The sequence below is a fragment of the Streptomyces sp. NPDC054794 genome, from assembly GCF_053611585.1.
In genome coordinates, this window is sequence record NZ_JBSHAQ010000050.1 from 41,177 (window position 1) to 58,958 (window position 17,782).

At 73.7% G+C, this 17,782-nt stretch carries 17 protein-coding genes; 9 read left to right on the forward strand and 8 right to left on the reverse strand.

Annotated elements, in window-relative coordinates:
• The first annotated feature begins 53 nt into the window (after nucleotides 1–53).
• From ACWGKT_RS37475 to ACWGKT_RS37490, 4 genes are all read left to right on the forward strand, one after another.
• Nucleotides 54–1,715, forward strand: a complete 1,662-nt coding sequence (locus ACWGKT_RS37475) for an FAD-dependent monooxygenase (RefSeq protein WP_453277167.1) — start codon at nucleotides 54–56, stop codon at nucleotides 1,713–1,715.
• A gap of 117 nt (nucleotides 1,716–1,832) precedes the next feature.
• The gene (locus tag ACWGKT_RS37480; protein WP_309506048.1) at nucleotides 1,833–1,880 is read left to right on the forward strand and encodes a hypothetical protein; all 48 of its coding nucleotides are present in this window, start codon (nucleotides 1,833–1,835) and stop codon (nucleotides 1,878–1,880) included.
• Between the two features lie 71 nt (nucleotides 1,881–1,951).
• Complete coding sequence (locus ACWGKT_RS37485) at nucleotides 1,952–2,503, forward strand: cysteine dioxygenase (RefSeq protein WP_453277168.1); 552 nt, start codon at nucleotides 1,952–1,954, stop codon at nucleotides 2,501–2,503.
• On the forward strand, nucleotides 2,500–2,901 hold the full coding sequence (locus ACWGKT_RS37490) for a rhodanese-like domain-containing protein (RefSeq protein ID WP_453277169.1): 402 nt from the start codon (nucleotides 2,500–2,502) through the stop codon (nucleotides 2,899–2,901). The genes ACWGKT_RS37485 and ACWGKT_RS37490 overlap by 4 nt, the downstream gene beginning before the upstream one ends.
• A gap of 87 nt (nucleotides 2,902–2,988) precedes the next feature.
• Here the strand turns inward: ACWGKT_RS37490 and recX are convergent, their stop codons facing one another.
• Both recX and recA read right to left on the reverse strand, forming a co-directional pair.
• Nucleotides 2,989–3,897 carry a recombination regulator RecX gene (gene recX, locus ACWGKT_RS37495; protein ID WP_453277170.1) on the reverse strand — a complete coding sequence of 303 codons (909 nt, stop codon included), beginning with the start codon at nucleotides 3,895–3,897 and terminating at the stop codon, nucleotides 2,989–2,991.
• A gap of 3 nt (nucleotides 3,898–3,900) precedes the next feature.
• Entirely contained in the window at nucleotides 3,901–5,025 is a 1,125-nt protein-coding gene (gene recA / locus ACWGKT_RS37500) for a recombinase RecA (RefSeq protein ID WP_453277171.1), read from the reverse strand.
• Nucleotides 5,026–5,333: 308 nt separating this feature from the next.
• On the opposite strand from recA, the gene ACWGKT_RS37505 reads away from it, so the two are divergent.
• Nucleotides 5,334–6,083 carry a hypothetical protein gene (locus ACWGKT_RS37505; protein ID WP_453277172.1) on the forward strand — a complete coding sequence of 250 codons (750 nt, stop codon included), beginning with the start codon at nucleotides 5,334–5,336 and terminating at the stop codon, nucleotides 6,081–6,083.
• 15 nt (nucleotides 6,084–6,098) lie between these two features.
• On the opposite strand, the gene ACWGKT_RS37510 is transcribed toward ACWGKT_RS37505, so the two are convergent.
• Both ACWGKT_RS37510 and ACWGKT_RS37515 read right to left on the reverse strand, forming a co-directional pair.
• On the reverse strand, nucleotides 6,099–7,370 hold the full coding sequence (locus ACWGKT_RS37510; RefSeq protein ID WP_453277173.1) for an AI-2E family transporter: 1,272 nt from the start codon (nucleotides 7,368–7,370) through the stop codon (nucleotides 6,099–6,101).
• Nucleotides 7,371–7,430: 60 nt separating this feature from the next.
• Nucleotides 7,431–7,625 carry a DUF3046 domain-containing protein gene (locus ACWGKT_RS37515; protein WP_356151713.1) on the reverse strand — a complete coding sequence of 65 codons (195 nt, stop codon included), beginning with the start codon at nucleotides 7,623–7,625 and terminating at the stop codon, nucleotides 7,431–7,433.
• Nucleotides 7,626–7,705: 80 nt separating this feature from the next.
• On the opposite strand from ACWGKT_RS37515, the gene ACWGKT_RS37520 reads away from it, so the two are divergent.
• Complete coding sequence (locus ACWGKT_RS37520; protein ID WP_453277174.1) at nucleotides 7,706–8,668, forward strand: hypothetical protein; 963 nt, start codon at nucleotides 7,706–7,708, stop codon at nucleotides 8,666–8,668.
• A 43-nt stretch (nucleotides 8,669–8,711) separates the two neighbouring features.
• On the opposite strand, the gene ACWGKT_RS37525 is transcribed toward ACWGKT_RS37520, so the two are convergent.
• Genes ACWGKT_RS37525 through ACWGKT_RS37535 form a run of 3 tightly spaced genes read right to left on the reverse strand, consistent with a single transcriptional unit; the run spans nucleotide 8,712 to nucleotide 10,698 of the window.
• Complete coding sequence (locus ACWGKT_RS37525) at nucleotides 8,712–9,020, reverse strand: AzlD domain-containing protein (RefSeq protein WP_356151709.1); 309 nt, start codon at nucleotides 9,018–9,020, stop codon at nucleotides 8,712–8,714.
• Nucleotides 9,017–9,835: an AzlC family ABC transporter permease gene (locus ACWGKT_RS37530; protein ID WP_453277175.1), complete on the reverse strand. Its 819-nt coding sequence runs from the start codon at nucleotides 9,833–9,835 to the stop codon at nucleotides 9,017–9,019. The genes ACWGKT_RS37525 and ACWGKT_RS37530 overlap by 4 nt, the downstream gene beginning before the upstream one ends.
• On the reverse strand, nucleotides 9,736–10,698 hold the full coding sequence (locus tag ACWGKT_RS37535) for an AraC family ligand binding domain-containing protein (protein ID WP_453277176.1): 963 nt from the start codon (nucleotides 10,696–10,698) through the stop codon (nucleotides 9,736–9,738). The genes ACWGKT_RS37530 and ACWGKT_RS37535 overlap by 100 nt, the downstream gene beginning before the upstream one ends.
• Before the next feature lie 107 nt (nucleotides 10,699–10,805).
• Between ACWGKT_RS37535 and ACWGKT_RS37540 the strand changes: the two genes are divergently transcribed.
• The 3 genes from ACWGKT_RS37540 to ACWGKT_RS37550 are packed head-to-tail and all read left to right on the forward strand — an operon-like array spanning nucleotide 10,806 to nucleotide 17,440.
• Nucleotides 10,806–15,758, forward strand: a complete 4,953-nt coding sequence (locus ACWGKT_RS37540) for an ATP-dependent helicase (RefSeq protein ID WP_453277177.1) — start codon at nucleotides 10,806–10,808, stop codon at nucleotides 15,756–15,758.
• Between the two features lie 42 nt (nucleotides 15,759–15,800).
• Nucleotides 15,801–16,643, forward strand: coding sequence for a DNA-formamidopyrimidine glycosylase family protein (locus tag ACWGKT_RS37545; RefSeq protein WP_453277178.1), 843 nt, complete (start codon nucleotides 15,801–15,803; stop codon nucleotides 16,641–16,643).
• A 32-nt stretch (nucleotides 16,644–16,675) separates the two neighbouring features.
• Nucleotides 16,676–17,440: an SDR family NAD(P)-dependent oxidoreductase gene (locus ACWGKT_RS37550; RefSeq protein ID WP_453277179.1), complete on the forward strand. Its 765-nt coding sequence runs from the start codon at nucleotides 16,676–16,678 to the stop codon at nucleotides 17,438–17,440.
• On the opposite strand, the gene ACWGKT_RS37555 is transcribed toward ACWGKT_RS37550, so the two are convergent.
• The gene (locus tag ACWGKT_RS37555; RefSeq protein ID WP_453277180.1) at nucleotides 17,388–17,675 is read right to left on the reverse strand and encodes a hypothetical protein; all 288 of its coding nucleotides are present in this window, start codon (nucleotides 17,673–17,675) and stop codon (nucleotides 17,388–17,390) included. The two genes, ACWGKT_RS37550 and ACWGKT_RS37555, sit on opposite strands and share 53 nt — an antisense overlap.
• Nucleotides 17,676–17,782: the final 107 nt, after the last annotated feature.

A 17,782-nucleotide genomic window follows, 5' to 3' on the forward strand; every position in this document is an offset into this window, starting at 1 on the left:
TCGTGTTCACCCACGTCCGTCAGGGCACCGCTGCGGGCAGGGGGCACCGCGCCGTGGATCCGGTGATCATCGTCGGAGCGGGGCCCGTCGGGCTCACGCTCGCCCTGGCGCTGGCGCGTCAGGAGGTGCCGTGCGTGGTCCTCGACGAGGGTCCCGGCAAGGACGAACCACGAGCCGCCCGCACGGTCGTCCTGCGTGCGGACACCGCCGCGCTGATCGAGCGGCTCACCGGCGTCCCGCTCGCCGAACAGGGCGTGCGCTGGGCCGGATGGCGATCGGTCCGGCGCAGGCAGGTGATGCGCGAGATCGCCTTCGACGACACCGAGCCCGCGCCCCTGCACCTCACCCAGCACGTGCTGAGCGCCGCCCTGCGCACCGCGCTCGCCGCCCGGCCGCTGGCCAGGATCGCCGTGGACAGCCGCCTCGACACGATCGAGCAGGAACGCTCCGGCGTCACCGCGCACACCCGGGGTCCCCAGGGCACCTGGTGGCGCGGCAGTTACCTGGTCGGCTGCGACGGCCCGCGCTCGACCGTGCGCAAGCTCCAGGACATCCGCTTCCCCGGCCGTACGGCGGTCGAGCGACACGCCGTCGCCGCGCTGCGCGCGGAACTTCCGTGGACCGACCAGGCGTTGCTCCATCGGATGCCGCCGTGGCGGACGTCCGGGCTCTCGGCCGGGGAGGTGACCGCCCGCCCCCTCCCGGAGAGCGTGTGGCGCCTGGACTGGCTGCTGCCGCCGGGCAAGGACCTCGTCACGCCCGAGCTCCTGCTCGCCCGCGTCCGCGAGACCCTCGCGGGCTGGACGGACGGCACCACTCCGCCGTACGAACTGCTCGACACCGGCGTCCACACGGTGCACCACCGCCTGGCCCGCAGGTGGCGCGCCGGCCGGGTCTTCCTCGCCGGGGACGCGGCGCACCTGCTGGGCGCGCTGGGCACCCAGGGGCTCGACGAGGGGCTCAGGGACGCCGACAACCTCGCCTGGAAGCTGGCCCTCGCCTGGCACCACGGCCCGCACGAGGCCCTGCTCGACAGCTACCAGGCGGAGCGGCGCGCGGTGGTCGCCGCCCGGCTGCGCGCCGCCGACCAGGTCCTGCCGGTGCTGCGCGGCGGTGGCGGGCTGCGCGCCTACGTCCCCGGTACCGCCCGGGGCCAGGACGTGCTGCTCATGGACGGTCACCTGGGGCGCGGCCCGCTGGGGGCGCCGGGGACGTACGCCCACTCGCCGCTCGCACCCCGGCACTTGGAGGCGGAGGTGGCGCTCGACACGCCGCCGGGCGCGCCGGTGGCCGACATCCGGGTCACGGCGGAGGACGGCACCTTCGTGCAGCTGCGGGACCGGCTCGGGCGCGACGCGCTGCTGGTGGTCCTGGTCGCGCCGGGTACGGGCGTGTGGGACCGCAAGCACTGGGTGACCGCCGGGGTCATGCCCCGGCTGGCCGCCGCGGTGACCGCGCTGCCGCACCCGGCCGAGCTGCTGGTCGCCGAGAGTTACCCAGGCGCCCCCGCGCACTCCGTGCTGCTCGTACGCCCCGACGGCCACCTGGTCACCGCGTTCAACGGGGTCCGCCCGGCCGATCTGTACGCGGCCGCGGAGGCGACGCTGGGCGGTGCGGCGAAGCCGGAGACGGAAGCCGAGACGAAAGCGGAGGCGAAGACGGAGGCGGAGGACGAGGCACAGGCCGAGGCCGGGGCGGGCTCCCGCGCGCGTTGACCCGGCCTGTGATCACCCTCCGGTCCACATGGTGACGATCAGTTGACCGGTTCGCACCGGCATGGTGTACTCCGGATCGTGACCGACACCGATGTGCGCCTGTGGCGGAGGGTCCATATGGACCTCGTCCGCTATGCGGGCTGCGTGTGTCGCCCGTCCTGCTGAATTCGCACCCCTTCTTCTTCCCGGGCGCTGCCCAGCGCCCCCTTTGGCGAACGCACCTCAGGACGGTGTACGTGTCTGTCTCACCCTCTTCTCCTCCGTCTCTCCCTTCCTCTCCCGCCGTCGCCGCCTCCGCGCCCACGCAGGCGGACCTTCTCGACTTCGTACGGCGCACCGCGGCCGACGCCGAGCTGATCGCCTCGCTCCCGCTCGACCCGGAGGGCCGCACCTGGGTACGGCTCGAAGGACCCGGCGGCAGCGAGGCCTGGCTGATCGGCTGGCCGCCCGGCACCGGCACCGGCTGGCACGACCACGCCGACTCGGTCGGCGCCTTCCTCACCGCGTCCGGCGAGCTCACCGAGAACTCGCTCGCCGCCCGGCTGCCCACCGACGGCTGGCGGACCCTGGAACTCACCGACGGCGTGGACCGCGAGCGCAGGCTGCCGGCCGGGCAGGGGCGCTCCTTCGGCCGGCACCACGTCCACGAGGTGCTCAACCTGTCCGCCGACCGGCACGCCGTCTCCGTCCACGCCTACTACCCGCCGCTGCCGCGGATCCGCCGCTACAGCCGCAGCGGTCCGGTACTGCGCCTGGAGCAGGTCGAGCGACCGGAGGACTGGCAGTGAGCGGGGCGGGCGAACAGCCGCTGGGCATCGACGAGTTGCTGACACGCGTGCGGGAGCGCTACCGGCGTATCGAACCGGGAGAGGCGTTCCGGGCGGCTCGGGCCGGCGAGGCGCTGCTGGTCGACATCCGGTACGCGGCCCTGCGCGAGCGGGACGGGGTGATCCCCGGCGCGCTCGTCGTCGAGCGGAACGAACTGGAGTGGCGCCTGGACCCCGTGGGCAGCCATCGCGTCCCCGAGGCCACCGGTCACGATCTGCGCATAGTGGTGATCTGCAACGAGGGTTACGCGTCCAGCCTCGCGGCCGCCTCCCTGCACCAACTGGGCCTGCACCGCGCGACGGACCTGATCGGCGGCTTCCAGGCCTGGAAGTCGGCGGGCCTTCCGGTGACACCGTGACGCACTGATCCCGTCGGGTCGGCGCCGGGACTCGTCCGCCTCGGCACCCGTCGGCGTGGGCACCGGCCGCGCCGGCAACCGTCGGCGTCAGAACTCCTCGCCCTCCAGGAACTCCGTGTCCTCGCCCTCCTCCTCCAGCGCTTTGCGGACCACCCGCAGGGCCATGCCCTCGGGGTATCCCTTGCGGGCGAGCATGCCGGCGAGGCGCCGTATCCGCTTGTCGCGGTCGAGGCCGCGGGTGGCACGCAGCTTGCGGTCCACGAGCTCACGCGCCGTCTCCTCCTCCTGCTCGGAGTCGAGTCGGGAGACGGCCTCGTCGATCAGCGCCGAGTCGACGCCCTTGGTCCGCAGTTCCCGCGCGAGGGCCCGGCGGGCGAGACCGCGGCCGTGATGCCGGGACTCCACCCAGGCGTCGGCGAACGCACTGTCGTCGATCAGGCCGACCTCCTCGAACCGGGACAGCACCTCCTCGGCCACCTCGTCCGGGATCTCCCGCTTGCGCAGGGCGTCCGCGAGCTGCTTGCGCGTGCGCGGGGTCCCGGTGAGCAGGCGCAGACAGATCGCCCGCGCCCGCTCAGCCGGGTCCCCAGGGGACTCCTCCTTCTCGGCCCTCGACAAGGAGAAGGAGCCCCCGTCTTCTTCGGACGTCTCCCCGAAGCCGCCACGCCCCCGACGTCCACGCGGGCCGCCCTGGTCACGCCGCCCACGTCCACCGCGCCGCGCACCGCCGCGCGGCTCGTCGCCGTACGGCCCGTCCGGGCCGGTGCCCGGATCGCCTCCGTACGGCTCAGCGCCCCCGTACGTCCCACCGTGCCCGAGCGGTTCGGCACTCCCGTACCGCTCGCCCCCCGCGTATGGCTCGGTGTCCGCGTAGGCGCCGTCGTCGCCCCCCGTACCGTCGCCCGTCCGGGCGGGGTCCGCGCCACCTCTCCCCCGGCGCCGCTCCCGTGCGGCGTCGAGGTGGGCGTACTCGGCCCAGTCGGTTCGTCGTGTCACGGATCAGCTCTTGGCTGCGGCGGCCTTGGGCTTGGTGGCCTTGGCGGCGGTCGGAGCGGCGGCCGGCTTGGCGGCGTCGTCCGTGGCGGTCACCGCGGCGTCCGCGCCCGGCTCGGCGGCGGGCTCCTCCGGACGCACACCGACGCCCAGCTTCTCCTTGATCTTCTTCTCGATCTCGTTGGCCAGGTCGGGGTTGTCCTTGAGGAAGTTGCGCGCGTTCTCCTTGCCCTGGCCGAGCTGGTCGCCCTCGTACGTGTACCAGGCGCCGGCCTTGCGGACGAAGCCGTGCTCCACGCCCATGTCGATCAGGCCGCCCTCGCGGCTGATGCCCTGGCCGTAGAGGATGTCGAACTCGGCCTGCTTGAAGGGCGGCGCGACCTTGTTCTTGACCACCTTGCAGCGGGTGCGGTTGCCGACCGCCTCCGTGCCGTCCTTCAGGGTCTCGATGCGGCGGATGTCGATACGCACCGAGGCGTAGAACTTCAGCGCGCGGCCACCGGTCGTGGTCTCCGGGGAGCCGAACATCACGCCGATCTTCTCGCGGAGCTGGTTGATGAAGATCGCGGTGGTCTTGGACTGGTTGAGCGCGCTGGTGATCTTCCGCAGCGCCTGGCTCATCAGACGGGCCTGGAGACCGACGTGGCTGTCGCCCATCTCGCCCTCGATCTCCGCGCGCGGGACGAGCGCGGCGACGGAGTCGATGACGATGAGGTCGAGGGCGCCGGAGCGGACCAGCATGTCCACGATCTCCAGGGCCTGCTCGCCGTTGTCGGGCTGGGAGAGGATCAGGTTGTCGATGTCGACGCCGAGCTTGCGCGCGTACTCGGGGTCGAGGGCGTGCTCCGCGTCCACGAAGGCGACCTGGCCGCCTGCCTTCTGGGCGTTGGCCACCGCGTGCAGGGTCAGGGTCGTCTTACCGGAGGACTCCGGGCCGTAGATCTCCACGACACGGCCACGCGGCAGGCCGCCGACGCCCAGGGCCACGTCGAGCGCGGTCGACCCGGTCGGGATGACCTCGATGGGCTCCCTCGACCGCTCGCCCATGCGCATGACCGCGCCCTTGCCGAATTGCCGTTCAATCTGTGCGAGCGCGGCGTCGAGCGCCTTCTCGCGGTCGGTTCCTGCCATGGGTTCCACCCGGTTTGCTTGAGTCGATCGCTTCACGTCAAAGACGCTAACGCCTGCCACTGACAATGCGCCCCGACGCCGGCCCGGCCTGTGGATAACTCGGGCACTTCTCCACGCAAACCATGTCGAAATCCCTGTCGAGAGCCTCGCCTGAGCTTCCATAAGAATGGATGTTCGATTTTCGTGTCAAGCGCACCACACGCCTCTGCCGAGCGTGGCTCCTCGTCTACTCCTCGCGGTGTACGGCAGGTGTCTTCGGCCGGACGACGACCGTGCGGGAGGCTCTCGGGAGCCTTGGGGTCATGCTCATGGCCCCGACGAAACCGCGCCCCGTCGAGCGCATCTGCCACGCGACCGGTGCGGCCCTCGTCCTCTGCGGTCTCGCGCACCTGGTGGTGTTCGCCGTCGACGGCGGCCCCTGGGACGGTCCCGTCTCCTGGCGCAAGCCCGTCACCTTCGGGCTCTCCTTCGGGGTGACGCTGATCGCGGTCACCTGGGTGACGTCGTACCTGCGCGTCGGGGAGCGGCTGCGCACCACGCTGCTCGCCGTGTTCGCCGCCGACTGCGTGGTGGAGGTGGGCGGCATCACGCTGCAGGCGTGGCGCCGGGTGCCCTCGCATCTCGACATGGAGACCCCCTTCGACACGGCGGTGTCCATGACGCTCGCGGTGGGCGGGGGCGTCCTGGTGGCGCTGCTCACCGTCTTCGCGGTCGTGTCCTTCCGGCGCCGGCCCGTGGGGCCCGCGGGTATGCCACTGGCCGTGCGCTCCGGGTTCGCGATCCTGCTCGTGGCGCTCGCCTCCGGCGCGGCGATGATCGCGCGCGGGGTGGTGCTCACCCGGTCCGGACACCAGGAGGCGGCGTACCACTCGACGGCCCCGCTCAAGCCGCTGCACGGGGTGAGCCTGCACGCCGTGCTGGTCCTGCCCGCGCTGGCGTGGCTGCTGTCCCGCACGTCCTGGAGCGAGCGGGTGCGCCGGCGGATCGTGGCCGCGGCGGTCGGGGGTTACGCGGCCGCCGTCGCCGGCGCCGGGGTGTGGGCGGTGCTCACGTACTGAACCCGCCCGCCCCGGTCAGGAGGAGGCCTCCTCCGCCCCTCTCGCCTCGGGCTCGGGCATCCCCGGTCCCCGTGCCCACATGCCCCGCACGCGCGCGAGGAGCCCCGGACCGGCCGCCACGCGGCTGCGGTGCCCCTGCACCCGGGGGTCGTCCGTGACGTCGTACCGCTTCACGTAGGCGCCCAGGAAGGCCTGCAGCGTGGCGACCGCGGGGATGGCGATCAGCGCGCCGACGGCGCCGAGCAGCGCGGTGCCCGCGATCACCGACCCGAAGGCGACCGCCGGGTGGATGTCGACGGTCTTCGAGGTCAGCTTGGGCTGGAGCATGTAGTTCTCGAACTGCTGGTAGATCACGACGAAGACCAGCACCCACAGCGCGTACCAGGGATCGACCGTGAACGCGATCAGCATGGGCAGCGCGCCCGCGAGATACGTGCCGATGGTGGGGATGAACTGCGAGACCAGACCCACCCAGACACCGAGCACGGGCGCGTAGGGCACGCCCAGCGCCTCCAGCAGGATGTAGTGCGCGATGCCGGAGATGAGCGCCATGAGCGCGCGCGAGTAGAGATAGCCGCCGGTCTTGTCCACGGCGATCTCCCACGCGCGCAGCACCTCGGCCTGGCGGGCGGGCGGCAGCACGGAGCACAGGGCGCGGCGCAGCCTGGGCCCGTCGGCGGCGAAGTAGAACGAGAACAACGTGACGGTCAGCAGCTGGAACAGTCCGCCGAGCACCTGGGCGGACACGTCGAGCACGCCGGCCGCGCTGTTCTGCGCGTACTTGCGCAGCCAGTCGGAGCGCAGCAGGCCCTTTTGGATGTCCACGCGCTTGAGGTCGCTGTGGAAGGTCTGGTTGATCCAGTGGATGACCGAGTCGAGGTAGTCGGGGAAGCCCTCGACCATCTTGATGATCTGGCCCGCGAGCATCGAGCCGAGCAGCACGATGAACCCGGCACTGACGATCGCCAGGCCCAGGAAGACCAGGAAGGTCGCGAGCCCCCGGCGCATGCCGCGGGTGGCCATCCAGCTCACCGCGGGCTCGATGGCGAGGGCCAGGAAGAACGCGATGAGGATGTTGATCAGCAGGCCGGTCAGCTGGTGGAAGGCCCAGCTGCCCAGCTGGAAGGCGGCGACGAGGGCGAGCGCGAGCACCATGGCGCGGGGCAGCCAGCGCGGCATGCGGGCGCCCGGCGCGGCGGCGCCCTCGACCGGAGGCCGGGTGGGCGGCGTCGTACCGAACGGGGATGCTTGCCGGGCTATCGGCCCGGTGTCGTCAGTGGGTGCCACGGTGCAAGTCTCGCCCACGCCGCCGACAACCCGCTGCCCCCGTGCGATCTTCGTGACCGATCAGCGCTGCTCCCCCGGAACATTCATCACCGCGCAGACCACGCGCCACACGTCCTTGGCCTCCCAGCCCGCGTTCAGCGCCTCGTGCACCGTCCGCCCGCCGAGCTCCGCCATCACATGATCGCGCGCGAAGGTGTCGGCGTACCCCGCACCGAAGTGTTCCGCCATCCGCTGCCAGAAGACCGTCAACCGCATGACGCCAGTATCCCGCCCCTGAGAGTGGGGCCTGCCCGGGACCGCTTGCCGAGACCGCTTTCCGCCCTACGGTCTGACGCATGCCCGAAACAGGAGCTTCCCCACTCCCGCCGACGTCCCCCGCGCCCTCCGCTCCCCCGGCGCGCTCCCCGCTCTTCCGTGCCGAGCAGTTCGTCTGGCTCACCGCGCGCGTGCTGGAGCAGCGCCTGTTCGCCCATCACTTCCTGAACGGCGATCCGGACCCGGTGGAGACGGCGCTGGACGCCTATCGCAACGAGGACGGCGGGTACGGCCACGCTCTGGAGCCCGATCTGCGCGGCCCGGTCAGTCAGCCGCTGCACACCGGCCACGCGTTGCGCGTCCTGGATGCCATCGGGCGCTGCGGCGGGCAGCGGGTGGAGCGCGTGTGCCGCTATCTGACGTCCGTCTCCACCCCGGACGGCGCCCTGCCCGCGGTCCATCCCGGGCAGCGCGGCTATCCGGCGGCCCCGTTCATCCCGATCGTGGACGATCCGCCGAGCGATCTGCTGGCCACCGGGCCGGTGGTGGGCCTGCTGCACCGCAACGAGGTCTGGCACGCCTGGCTGTTCCGGGCCACCGACTTCTGCTGGCAGGCCGTGGAGTCCCTGGAGAAGTCCCATCCCTACGAGGTCGAGGCCGCGGTGGCCTTCCTGGACGCGGTACCCGACCGCTCGCGCGCGGAGGCGGCCGCCGACCGTCTCGGCCGCCTGGTGCGCGAGCACCGGCTCGCGGCGCTGGACCCGGAGCGGCTCGCGGACCACCCGGTCGCGCCCGGCTACGCCCCCGGCGAGCACCACTTCCCGTACGACTTCGCGAGGACCCCGCAGTCGCTCGCGCGCGCGTGGTTCACGGACGACGAGATGACCCGGGCCCTGGACCACCTCGAAGCCGAGCAGCGGGAGGACGGCGGCTGGCCCGTCCGCTGGCGCCAGTGGGCCCCGGGCACCGCCCTGGAGGCGCGCCCCATGGTGACGATCGAGGCCCTGCGCACCCTCCGGGCGTACGGCCGCTTCGTGGGTTGACGCGAGGCCTCCTCCTCGGACGGCTGTCACCCGCCGACGCCGCTCACCCTCCGACGGCCCGCACCCCCGCCGTCACCACCACGGCCGCCGCGACGACGAGCAGGAACGGGGCACGCAGCACCAGCGCCACGGCCGCCGCCGCGAGCCCCGCGGCCCGGGCATCCAGTACGAGGACGTGTCCGTCGGCGAACGTCTGCTGGGCCGTGAGGGCGGCGAGGAGGGCGACCGGCAGCAGGGCGGCGAGCCGCTTGACCAGCGGCCGTTCGAGGGCGGCTGCGGGGACGAGCAGCCCGGCGAGCTTGACGGCGTAGCAGCCCAGCGCGGTCACACCGATCGCGATCCAGATGTTCAACGGTCTCCCTCTGGCGCGTCCGAGACATCTGACCCGTCCGACACATCCGATACGTCAGGCACAGCTGACACATCCGATACGTCTGGCACAACGGTTCCCTCGCGGCCGCCCCGGCGACCCTCCGCCCACAGGGCGACCGGGGCCGCGAGCGCGGCCACCAGGACCGGCACTCCGGCGGGCAGGACGGGCAGCAGGCCGAGCCCCAGCAGCACGGCGAGGCCCGCGACGGCGCGCTCCGTGGCGGTCTTCACCATGGGCGCGAGCAGGGCCAGGAACACGGCGGGCCCGGCGGCGTCGAGGCCCCACGCGTCCGTGTCGCCGATGGCCTGGGCCCCCAGTGCGCCGAGCACCGTGGTGAGGTTCCACAGCACGTAGAGGGTGAGTCCGGTGACGGTGAAACCGAGGCGCGCGCTGCGCCGGCCGGGCTGGGCCAGGGCCACCGCCGTGGTCTCGTCGATCACCCACTGGGCGGCGAACGGCCGCACCGCGCGCGGGAGGGCCAGCAACTGTGACAGGCGCAACCCGTAGAAGGCGTTGCGCACACCCAGGAAGAAGGCGCCCGCGGCGGCCGTGAGCGGGTTGCCCCCGGCCGTGAGCGCCCCCACCAGGGCGAACTGGGAGGCGCCGGTGAACACCAGGAGGCTCAGCGCGCAGGTCTGCGGCAGGCTCAGCCCGCTGCCGGCCGAGGTCACGCCGAAGGCGAACCCCGACAGTCCTACGGCGACCCCGACCCCCAGGGCGTCCCGCACGACGGCGGCATCCGGTTTTCCTCCGCCTTCGGCGGCCATGTCTGCGAGAGCTGTTTGTTCTGCCACGCGTCGGACGTTACGTGCGGCCGCCGCCCCGGGTCTTGTACGTTCTTGCGCTCGCGCTGGTACGCCCCGGGCGGCACTCCGACGATCCGGGCGAAGTGGCGGTTGAGGTGCGGCTGGTCGCTGAAGCCGACGGCGACGGCCGCCTCGGCGGGCGCGGTCCCGGCGTCCAGCAGGTGCCGGGCGCGCCGCACGCGGGCGTCGGTCAGCCAGGTGTGCGGCGGCATGCCGTAGGCGTCACGGAACGCCCGCAGCAGCGCGAAGGGGCTGGTCCCGAGGCCGGCGGCCAGCCGCTCCAGCGTGGGCGGCTCGGCCATCCGCTCCTCCAGTACGGCACGCGCGCGTGCCGCGATCCGGGTCCCGGCCGTGCGCACCTCGCGCCGGGGCAGCGGTCCGCCGTTGAGCCGCAGCAGGCGGGTCACGGCCACCCGCAGCATGGTGTCGGCGGCCAGCGCGTTGCCCTCGTCGGTGGCGCGGAGCACCTGGTGGACCAGGCCGACGGTGTACGGGTCGTCGAGCACCGGGCTGACGAAGCCGGGGGTGCCGCGGATCGTGGTCGTCTCGGCGGCGATGGCGGCCACCACCTCGGGCGACGGGTAGACCGCGCCGTACCGCCAGCCCTCGGGCACGCCCGCCCGTCCGGTGTGCGGGGTGTCCGGGTTGACCAGCGCGAGGGCTCCCGCGCCGGCGTGGACGTCGGTGCCCCGGTGGTGGAAGACCTCGACGCCGTCGGCGATGGCGGCGATCACGAAGTTCTCGTGGGTGTGCCGGACGAAGGTCTTGCGGATGTACCGGGCCCGGAGCAGGTCGACACCGGGCAGTTCGGCGTACTGCCAGTGCCGCGCCCGCTCGCCCGAAGCCACCATGCGCCCATTCTCCGCCACCCGGTCCGAGCCGGACGACCGAGATCCCGCGTCCGCCCGCGTGGGCCCGGGCCGACGGCTTTGTCAGTGGCCGGGTGCAGGATGGACGCATGGTCAGCTCCGCACATCGAGCCCTCGACGGCTTCTCCCCCGCGACCCGCGGCTGGTTCACGGGGGCGTTTTCCGCGCCCACCGCGGCCCAGGCGGGAGCTTGGCAGGCCATCGCACAAGGCTCGGACGTGCTGGTGGTGGCCCCGACCGGCTCCGGCAAGACGCTGGCCGCGTTCCTCGCCGCCCTGGACCAGCTGGCGTCCGCACCCCCGCCCGCCGACCCGAAGAAGCGCTGCCGCGTTCTGTACGTGTCACCGCTGAAGGCCCTCGCGGTCGACGTCGAGCGCAATCTGCGCAGCCCGCTGACCGGCATCCGCCACGAGTCCGTCCGCCTGGGCCTGCCCGAGCCCGAGGTCAAGGTCGGCATCCGCTCCGGCGACACCCCGGCCGCCGAGCGCCGCGCGCTGTCCACCCGCCCGCCGGACATCCTGATCACCACTCCGGAGTCCCTGTTCCTGATGCTCACCTCGGCCACGCGCGACGCGCTGACCGGCGTGGAGACGGTGATCCTGGACGAGGTGCACGCGGTCGCGGGCACCAAGCGCGGCGCGCATCTGGCGCTCTCCCTGGAGCGGCTGGACGAGCTGCTGCCCAGGCCCGCCCGCCGCATCGGCCTGTCCGCGACGGTCCGCCCGGTGGACGAGGTGGCCCGCTATCTCTCGCCCCGCCGCAAGGTGGAGATCGTCCAGCCGAAGTCGGGCAAGGAGTTCGACCTGTCCGTCGTCGTCCCGGTCGAGGACCTCGGCGAGCTGGGCGGTTCCCCGGTGGCCGACGGGAACGAGGGCGCGGAGCGGCCCTCGATCTGGCCGCACGTGGAGGAGCGGATCACCGACCTCGTGCAGGCCCACCGCTCGACGATCGTGTTCGCCAACTCCCGCCGCCTCGCCGAGCGCCTGTGCAACCGGCTCAACGAGATCGCGTACGAGCGCGCGACCGGCGAGCCGCTGGACGAACACCACGCCCCCGCCGAGCTGATGGGCGGCTCGGGTGCGGCCCAGGGCGCGCCCCCGGTCATCGCCCGCGCGCACCACGGCTCGGTCTCGAAGGAGCAGCGCGCCCTCGTCGAGGAGGATCTGAAGGCCGGCCGCCTGCCCGCCGTGGTGGCCACCTCCAGCCTCGAACTCGGCATCGACATGGGCGCGGTGGACCTGGTCGTGCAGGTGGAGTCGCCGCCGTCGGTGGCCTCCGGCCTCCAGCGCGTCGGCCGTGCGGGCCACCAGGTGGGCGCGGTCTCCACCGGCGTCGTCTTCCCGAAGTACCGCGGCGACCTCGTCCAGGCCGCAGTGGTCACCGAGCGGATGCGGTCCGGCTCCATCGAGTCCCTGAGGGTCCCCGCGAATCCGCTGGACGTCCTCGCCCAGCAGCTCGTCGCGATGACGGCGCTGGACACCTGGCAGTTCGACGACCTGCTCGCCGCCGTCCGCCGCGCCGCGCCGTTCGCCTCCCTCCCGGAGTCCGCGTTCACCGCGGTCCTCGACATGCTCGCGGGCCGCTACCCGTCCGACGCCTTCGCGGAACTGCGCCCCCGCGTGGTGTGGGACCGGGTCGCCGGCACGATCACCGGCCGCCCGGGCGCGCAGCGCCTCGCCGTCACCTCCGGCGGCACGATTCCCGACCGCGGCCTGTTCGGGGTCTTCCTGGCCGGCGCGGACCCCAAGAAGGGCGGCGGCCGGGTCGGCGAACTCGACGAGGAGATGGTCTACGAGTCCCGGGTCGGCGACGTCTTCACGCTCGGCACCAGCTCCTGGCGCATCGAGGACATCACCCGCGACCGCGTCCTGGTCTCGCCTGCGCCGGGCGTACCGGGCCGGCTCCCGTTCTGGAAGGGCGACCAGCTGGGGCGCCCGCTCGAACTGGGCCGCGCGGTGGGCGCGTTCCTGCGCGAGGTCGGCTCGCTGTCCAAGGAGGACGCCCGGCTGCGCCTGCTGGCCGCCGGCCTCGACACCTGGGCCTCCGACAACGTGCTGTCGTATCTGGACGAGCAGCGCGCGGCCTGCGGCCACGTCCCGGACGACCGCACGATCGTCGTGGAGCGCTTCCGCGACGAACTGGGCGACTGGCGGGTCGTCGTCCACTCCCCGTTCGGCGCCCAGGTCCACGCCCCGTGGGCGCTCGCCCTCGGCGCCCGCCTGTCCGAGCGGTACGGCATGGACGCGCAGGTCATGCACGCCGACGACGGCATCGTGCTGCGGCTGCCCGACGCCGATCTGATGGGCCTGGACCTGCTCGACCAGCAGCCCGTGAAGGCGGGTACGGAATACGACTCCGACCAGGCCCCGGTCGGCGCGGCGGACGTGGCCTTCGACAAGGGCGAGGTCGACCAGATCGTCACCGACCAGGTCGGCGGCTCGGCCCTGTTCGCGTCCCGGTTCCGCGAGTGCGCCGCCCGCGCGCTGCTGCTGCCGCGCCGCAACCCCGGCAAGCGCACCCCGCTGTGGCAGCAGCGCCAGCGCGCCGCGCAACTGCTCCAGGTGGCGAGCGAGTTCGGCTCCTTCCCGATCGTCCTGGAGGCGGTCCGCGAGTGCCTCCAGGACGTCTTCGACGTCCCCGGGCTCGCCGAGCTGATGGGCGACATCGAGTCCCGCAAGGTCCGTCTGGTCGAGGTCACCACCCCCGAGCCGTCCCCGTTCGCCCGCTCCCTCCTCTTCGGGTACGTCGCCCAGTTCCTGTACGAGGGCGACTCCCCGCTCGCCGAGCGCCGGGCCGCGGCGCTCTCCCTGGACTCGCGGCTGCTGGCCGAGCTGCTGGGCCAGGCGGAGCTGCGCGAGCTGCTCGACGCCGAGGTGCTGGCCGAGCTGGAGCAGGAGCTCCAGTGGCTCACCGAGGACCGCCGGGTGAAGGACGTCGAAGGCGTCGCCGACCTGCTGCGGCTGCTCGGCCCGCTCACGGACGCCGAACTGACCGAGCGGGGTGCCGATCCACGGTGGGCCAAGGAGCTGGCCGGTGCCCGCCGCGCCATCCGGGTCCGGATCGCCGGAGCCGAGCACTGGGCGGCCGTCGAGGACGCGGGCCGGCTGCGCGACGCCCTCGGCACGGCCCTGCCGGTCGGCGTCCCCGAGGCCTTCACCGAGCCGGTCAAGGACCCGCTCGGCGACCTCCTGGCCCGCTATGCCCGCACCCACGGCCCGTTCACCTCGGCCACCGCGGCCGCCCGCTTCGGCCTGGGCGTGGCGGTCACGGAGGGCGCGCTGCACCGGCTCGCCGCGAACGGCCGGGTCGTGCAGGGGGAGTTCCACCCGGCCGGGATCGGCCAGGAGTGGTGCGACGCGGCCGTGCTGCGCCGGCTGCGCCGCCGCTCGCTGGCCGCGCTGCGGCACGAGCTGGAGCCGGTGCCGCCACCCGCGCTGGCGCAGTTCCTGCCGCAGTGGCAGCACATCGGCAAGGGTCACGGTCTGCGCGGTATCGACGGACTGGTGCGCGCCATCGAGCAGTTGCAGGGCGCGTCCGTGCCCGCGTCCGCCCTGGAGAAGCTGATCCTGCCGTCGCGCGTGGCGCAGTACACCCCGGCGATGCTCGACGAACTCACCGCCGCCGGCGAGGTGGTGTGGGCCGGGGCGGGCGCGCTGCCCGGCAAGGACGGCTGGGTCTCCCTCTACATGGCGGACGCGGCCCCGCTGCTCCTGCCGCCGCCGCACCCGCTGGAGCCGACCGCGCTCCACCAGTCCGTCCTGGACGCCCTCTCCGGAGGGTACGGCCTGTTCTTCCGGCAGATCGCCGACCAGGTCCGGGCCACCACCCACCCCGACGCCACCGACCCCCAACTGGCCGACGCCGTCTGGGACCTGGCCTGGTCCGGGCGGCTGACCAACGACACCCTGGCCCCGATGCGCTCGCTCCTCGGCTCCGGGCGCACGGCGGGCTCCACGGCTCACCGCGCCAAGCGCACGGTGCCGCGCGGCCGCTACGGCTCCCTGACGGCGGCCGCCCGCCCCGCCTCGCGCGGCGGGCCACCGACCGTCGCGGGCCGCTGGTCGCTGCTCCCGCAGCGCGAGGCGGACGCCACGGTGCGCGGCCACGCGCTCGCCCGCATCCTCCTCGACCGGCACGGTGTGGTGACCCGGGGAGCGGTCGCCGCGGAGGGCGTCGAGGGCGGTTTCTCGGCCGTGTACCGGATCCTGTCCGCCTTCGAGGAGAGCGGTCAGGCGCGGCGCGGCTATGTCGTGGAGGGGCTGGGCGCCGCCCAGTTCGCGATGGACGGAGCCGTGGACCGCCTGCGCGCGGTGGCCAACGCCCGCGAGCGGGGCGACGGTCTGGTGCCCGCCCCCGGCTTCGCGGACGGCGACGCACCGGGCTTCGGCTCCCCCGCCGGCGGGGCCTCGACCACGCCCTTCGCCGGGGCCGACTCCGACTTCGGCATCACGGGCTTCGACGGCGCGACGTTCGACAACGCGGGCCTCGACGGCGACTTCGACTGGCCGGCCGAACCCCGCACCGCCCCGGGCGACTACGTCTCCCCCAAGGACTTCGCCGCACCGGGCTACGGCGGCCCACGAGGCGGCCCCAGCGGCCCCGCCCTCCCCAACGGCTACGGCGACCGCCGCACCCGTACGTCCTCCGCCGACACCCGGGCCGTCGTCCTCGCGGCAGCCGATCCCGCGAACGCGTACGGAGCCGCCCTCTCCTGGCCCGAGCCGCCGACCGGCGCCGGGCACAAGCCGGGCCGCAAGGCCGGATCCCTGGTGGTGCTGGTCGACGGAGAGCTGACGCTCTACATGGAGCGCGGCGGCAAGACGCTGCTGGCGTGGCCCTCCGCCCCGGACACCACGCCCACGGAGGACCCCCGTCTGCGGGCGGCCGCTCAGGCCCTGGCGGCGGCCGCCCGCGCGGGCACCCTCGGCACGGTCACGGTGGAGCGGGTCAACGGCGCCTCGGCCCTCACCTCCCCCTTCGGCACCCTGCTGGAAGGAGCGGGCTTCATCGCGACCCCGCGCGGACTGCGGCTGCGGGCATGATCAGCGCGACACCGCGGATCGCGGCCGTGTCACCCTTGACCCATGCCCGAAGGTGACACGGTCTGGCAGACCGCGAGGCGACTGCACGACGCCCTCGCGGGAAGGGTGCTGACCCGCAGCGACCTCCGGGTGCCCAAGTACGCCACGGCCGACCTCACCGGCCGTACGGTCCTGGACGTCACCCCGCGCGGCAAGCACCTGCTGACCCGTATCGAGGGCGGCCTGACGCTGCACTCGCACCTGAAGATGGACGGTTCCTGGAAGGTCTACGACAGCGGCCGGCGGTGGAGCGGCGGCCCGGCGCACCAGATCCGTGTGATCCTCGGCACCGAGGACCACACGGCGGTGGGCTACCGTCTCCCGGTCCTCGACCTCCTGCGCACCAGCGACGAATCACGCACCGTGGGCCATCTCGGCCCCGACCTCCTGGGGCCGGACTGGGACCCGGACCTGGCGCTCGCCAACCTGCTCGCGGACCCGGCCCGCCCGCTCGGCGAGGCCCTGCTCGACCAGCGCAACCTCGCCGGCATCGGCAACATCTACAAGAGCGAGCTCTGCTTCCTGCTGGGCGCCACCCCGTGGCTGCCGGTGGGCGCGCTGCCGGCCGGTCTCGCCGCCCGGCTGCCCCTCCTCGCCAAGAGGCTCCTGGAGGCCAACCGCGAGCGCCCGGTGCGCAGCACCACAGGGCGCCGGGGCCAGGACCTGTTCGTGTACGGCCGGGCGCCCCGCCCCTGCCTGCGCTGCCACACCCAGATCCGCGCGGCCGACCAGGGCGACGGCTCCCGCGAGCGCCCCACGTACTGGTGCCCGTCCTGCCAGCGCGGCCCCGCCCCGGCGCCGGGTTCCCCACAAGCGCGTCACAGCCGTCCCCGTACGACTAATTGACGGACCGTCAGAAACGCTCGTACCGTCACCTCATGCCCGTCAAGGCGTACGACCTCACCGGACGCACCGCATTCGTCACCGGCGCCGCGAGCGGCATCGGCCGCGCCTCGGCCGTCCTGCTCGCCGAGGCGGGCGCGACCGTGCACTGCGCGGACCGGGACGCGGACGGCCTGCACGAGACGGCCGCCCTGATCAAGGATCGGGGCGGCAGCGCCCACACCCACCCCCTCGACGTCACCGACCGGGCGCGGCTCGGGCAGGCCGTGCGGTCCTGCGAGCGCCTGGACGTGATGGCGGCGATCGCGGGGATCATGCACAGCAGCCCGGTCCTGGAGACCCGCGACGAGGATCTCGACCGGGTCCTGAACGTCAATTTCAAGGGCGTGCTGTACGCCTGCCAGGAGGCGGCCCGGCTCATGCTCGCCCAGGGCACCGGGGGCAGCATCGTCACGATGGCCTCGGGCGCCGTCGACACCGGCGGGCCGGGGCTGCTCTGCTACGGGGCGGCGAAGGCGGCCGTGGTGCAGCTCACGAAGACGCTCGCCAACGAGGTCGGCCGGCACGGCATACGCGTCAACTCGGTCGCTCCCGGCTGGGTGCGCACGCCCATGACCGACCGCCACGACCGCGAGGCCCAGGCGGAGACCGAGGCGTGGATGACGCGGATGTCACCGCTCGGCCGGGTCGGCGAGCCGGAGGACGTCGCCCACGCCGTGCTCCACCTGGCGTCCGACGCGTCGGCGTTCACGACGGGCCAGATCCTGCGTCCGAACGGGGGTGTGGCGATGCCGTGGTAGCGCTCCGGGCGCTGCCCGCGCGCCAGGCGGCGACCCAACGCTCCGCCCCCACGGCTCCCGCGGTCCGCGTCTTCGGCACACAGTGCACCGGCAGCAGGCTCAGCCCCCACCCTCCGGCCGCGACCGCCCCCTCCAGAACCCCCGCGTCCTCCCCCAGCGCGAGCCGCAGCACGGCCCACCACCAGATCGCCCCGAGCCCCAGAACGGCCCCCCACCGCACTATCCGCCCCACCATGGCCGCCACCTCCAGCCGGACACTACGGGCCGCCCTCGGCGGAAGGGAGGGCGCACCGAGGGCACACGGACGCACCGGGCACCTCTCGGTGCAGGACGAAGAGATCC

Excerpts from the sequence above, each read along its gene's own strand:
- recA (WP_453277171.1), bottom strand. The coding sequence starts at position 5,025 with ATGGCAGGAACCGACCGCGAGAAGGCGCTCGACGCCGCGCTCGCACAG.
- ACWGKT_RS37505 (WP_453277172.1), top strand. The coding sequence starts at position 5,334 with ATGGCCCCGACGAAACCGCGCCCCGTCGAGCGCATCTGCCACGCGACC.
- ACWGKT_RS37515 (WP_356151713.1), bottom strand. The coding sequence starts at position 7,625 with ATGCGGTTGACGGTCTTCTGGCAGCGGATGGCGGAACACTTCGGTGCG.
- ACWGKT_RS37520 (WP_453277174.1), top strand. The coding sequence starts at position 7,706 with ATGCCCGAAACAGGAGCTTCCCCACTCCCGCCGACGTCCCCCGCGCCC.
- ACWGKT_RS37535 (WP_453277176.1), bottom strand. The coding sequence starts at position 10,698 with ATGGTGGCTTCGGGCGAGCGGGCGCGGCACTGGCAGTACGCCGAACTG.
- ACWGKT_RS37540 (WP_453277177.1), top strand. The coding sequence starts at position 10,806 with ATGGTCAGCTCCGCACATCGAGCCCTCGACGGCTTCTCCCCCGCGACC.
- ACWGKT_RS37545 (WP_453277178.1), top strand. The coding sequence starts at position 15,801 with ATGCCCGAAGGTGACACGGTCTGGCAGACCGCGAGGCGACTGCACGAC.
- ACWGKT_RS37550 (WP_453277179.1), top strand. The coding sequence starts at position 16,676 with ATGCCCGTCAAGGCGTACGACCTCACCGGACGCACCGCATTCGTCACC.
- ACWGKT_RS37555 (WP_453277180.1), bottom strand. The coding sequence starts at position 17,675 with ATGGTGGGGCGGATAGTGCGGTGGGGGGCCGTTCTGGGGCTCGGGGCG.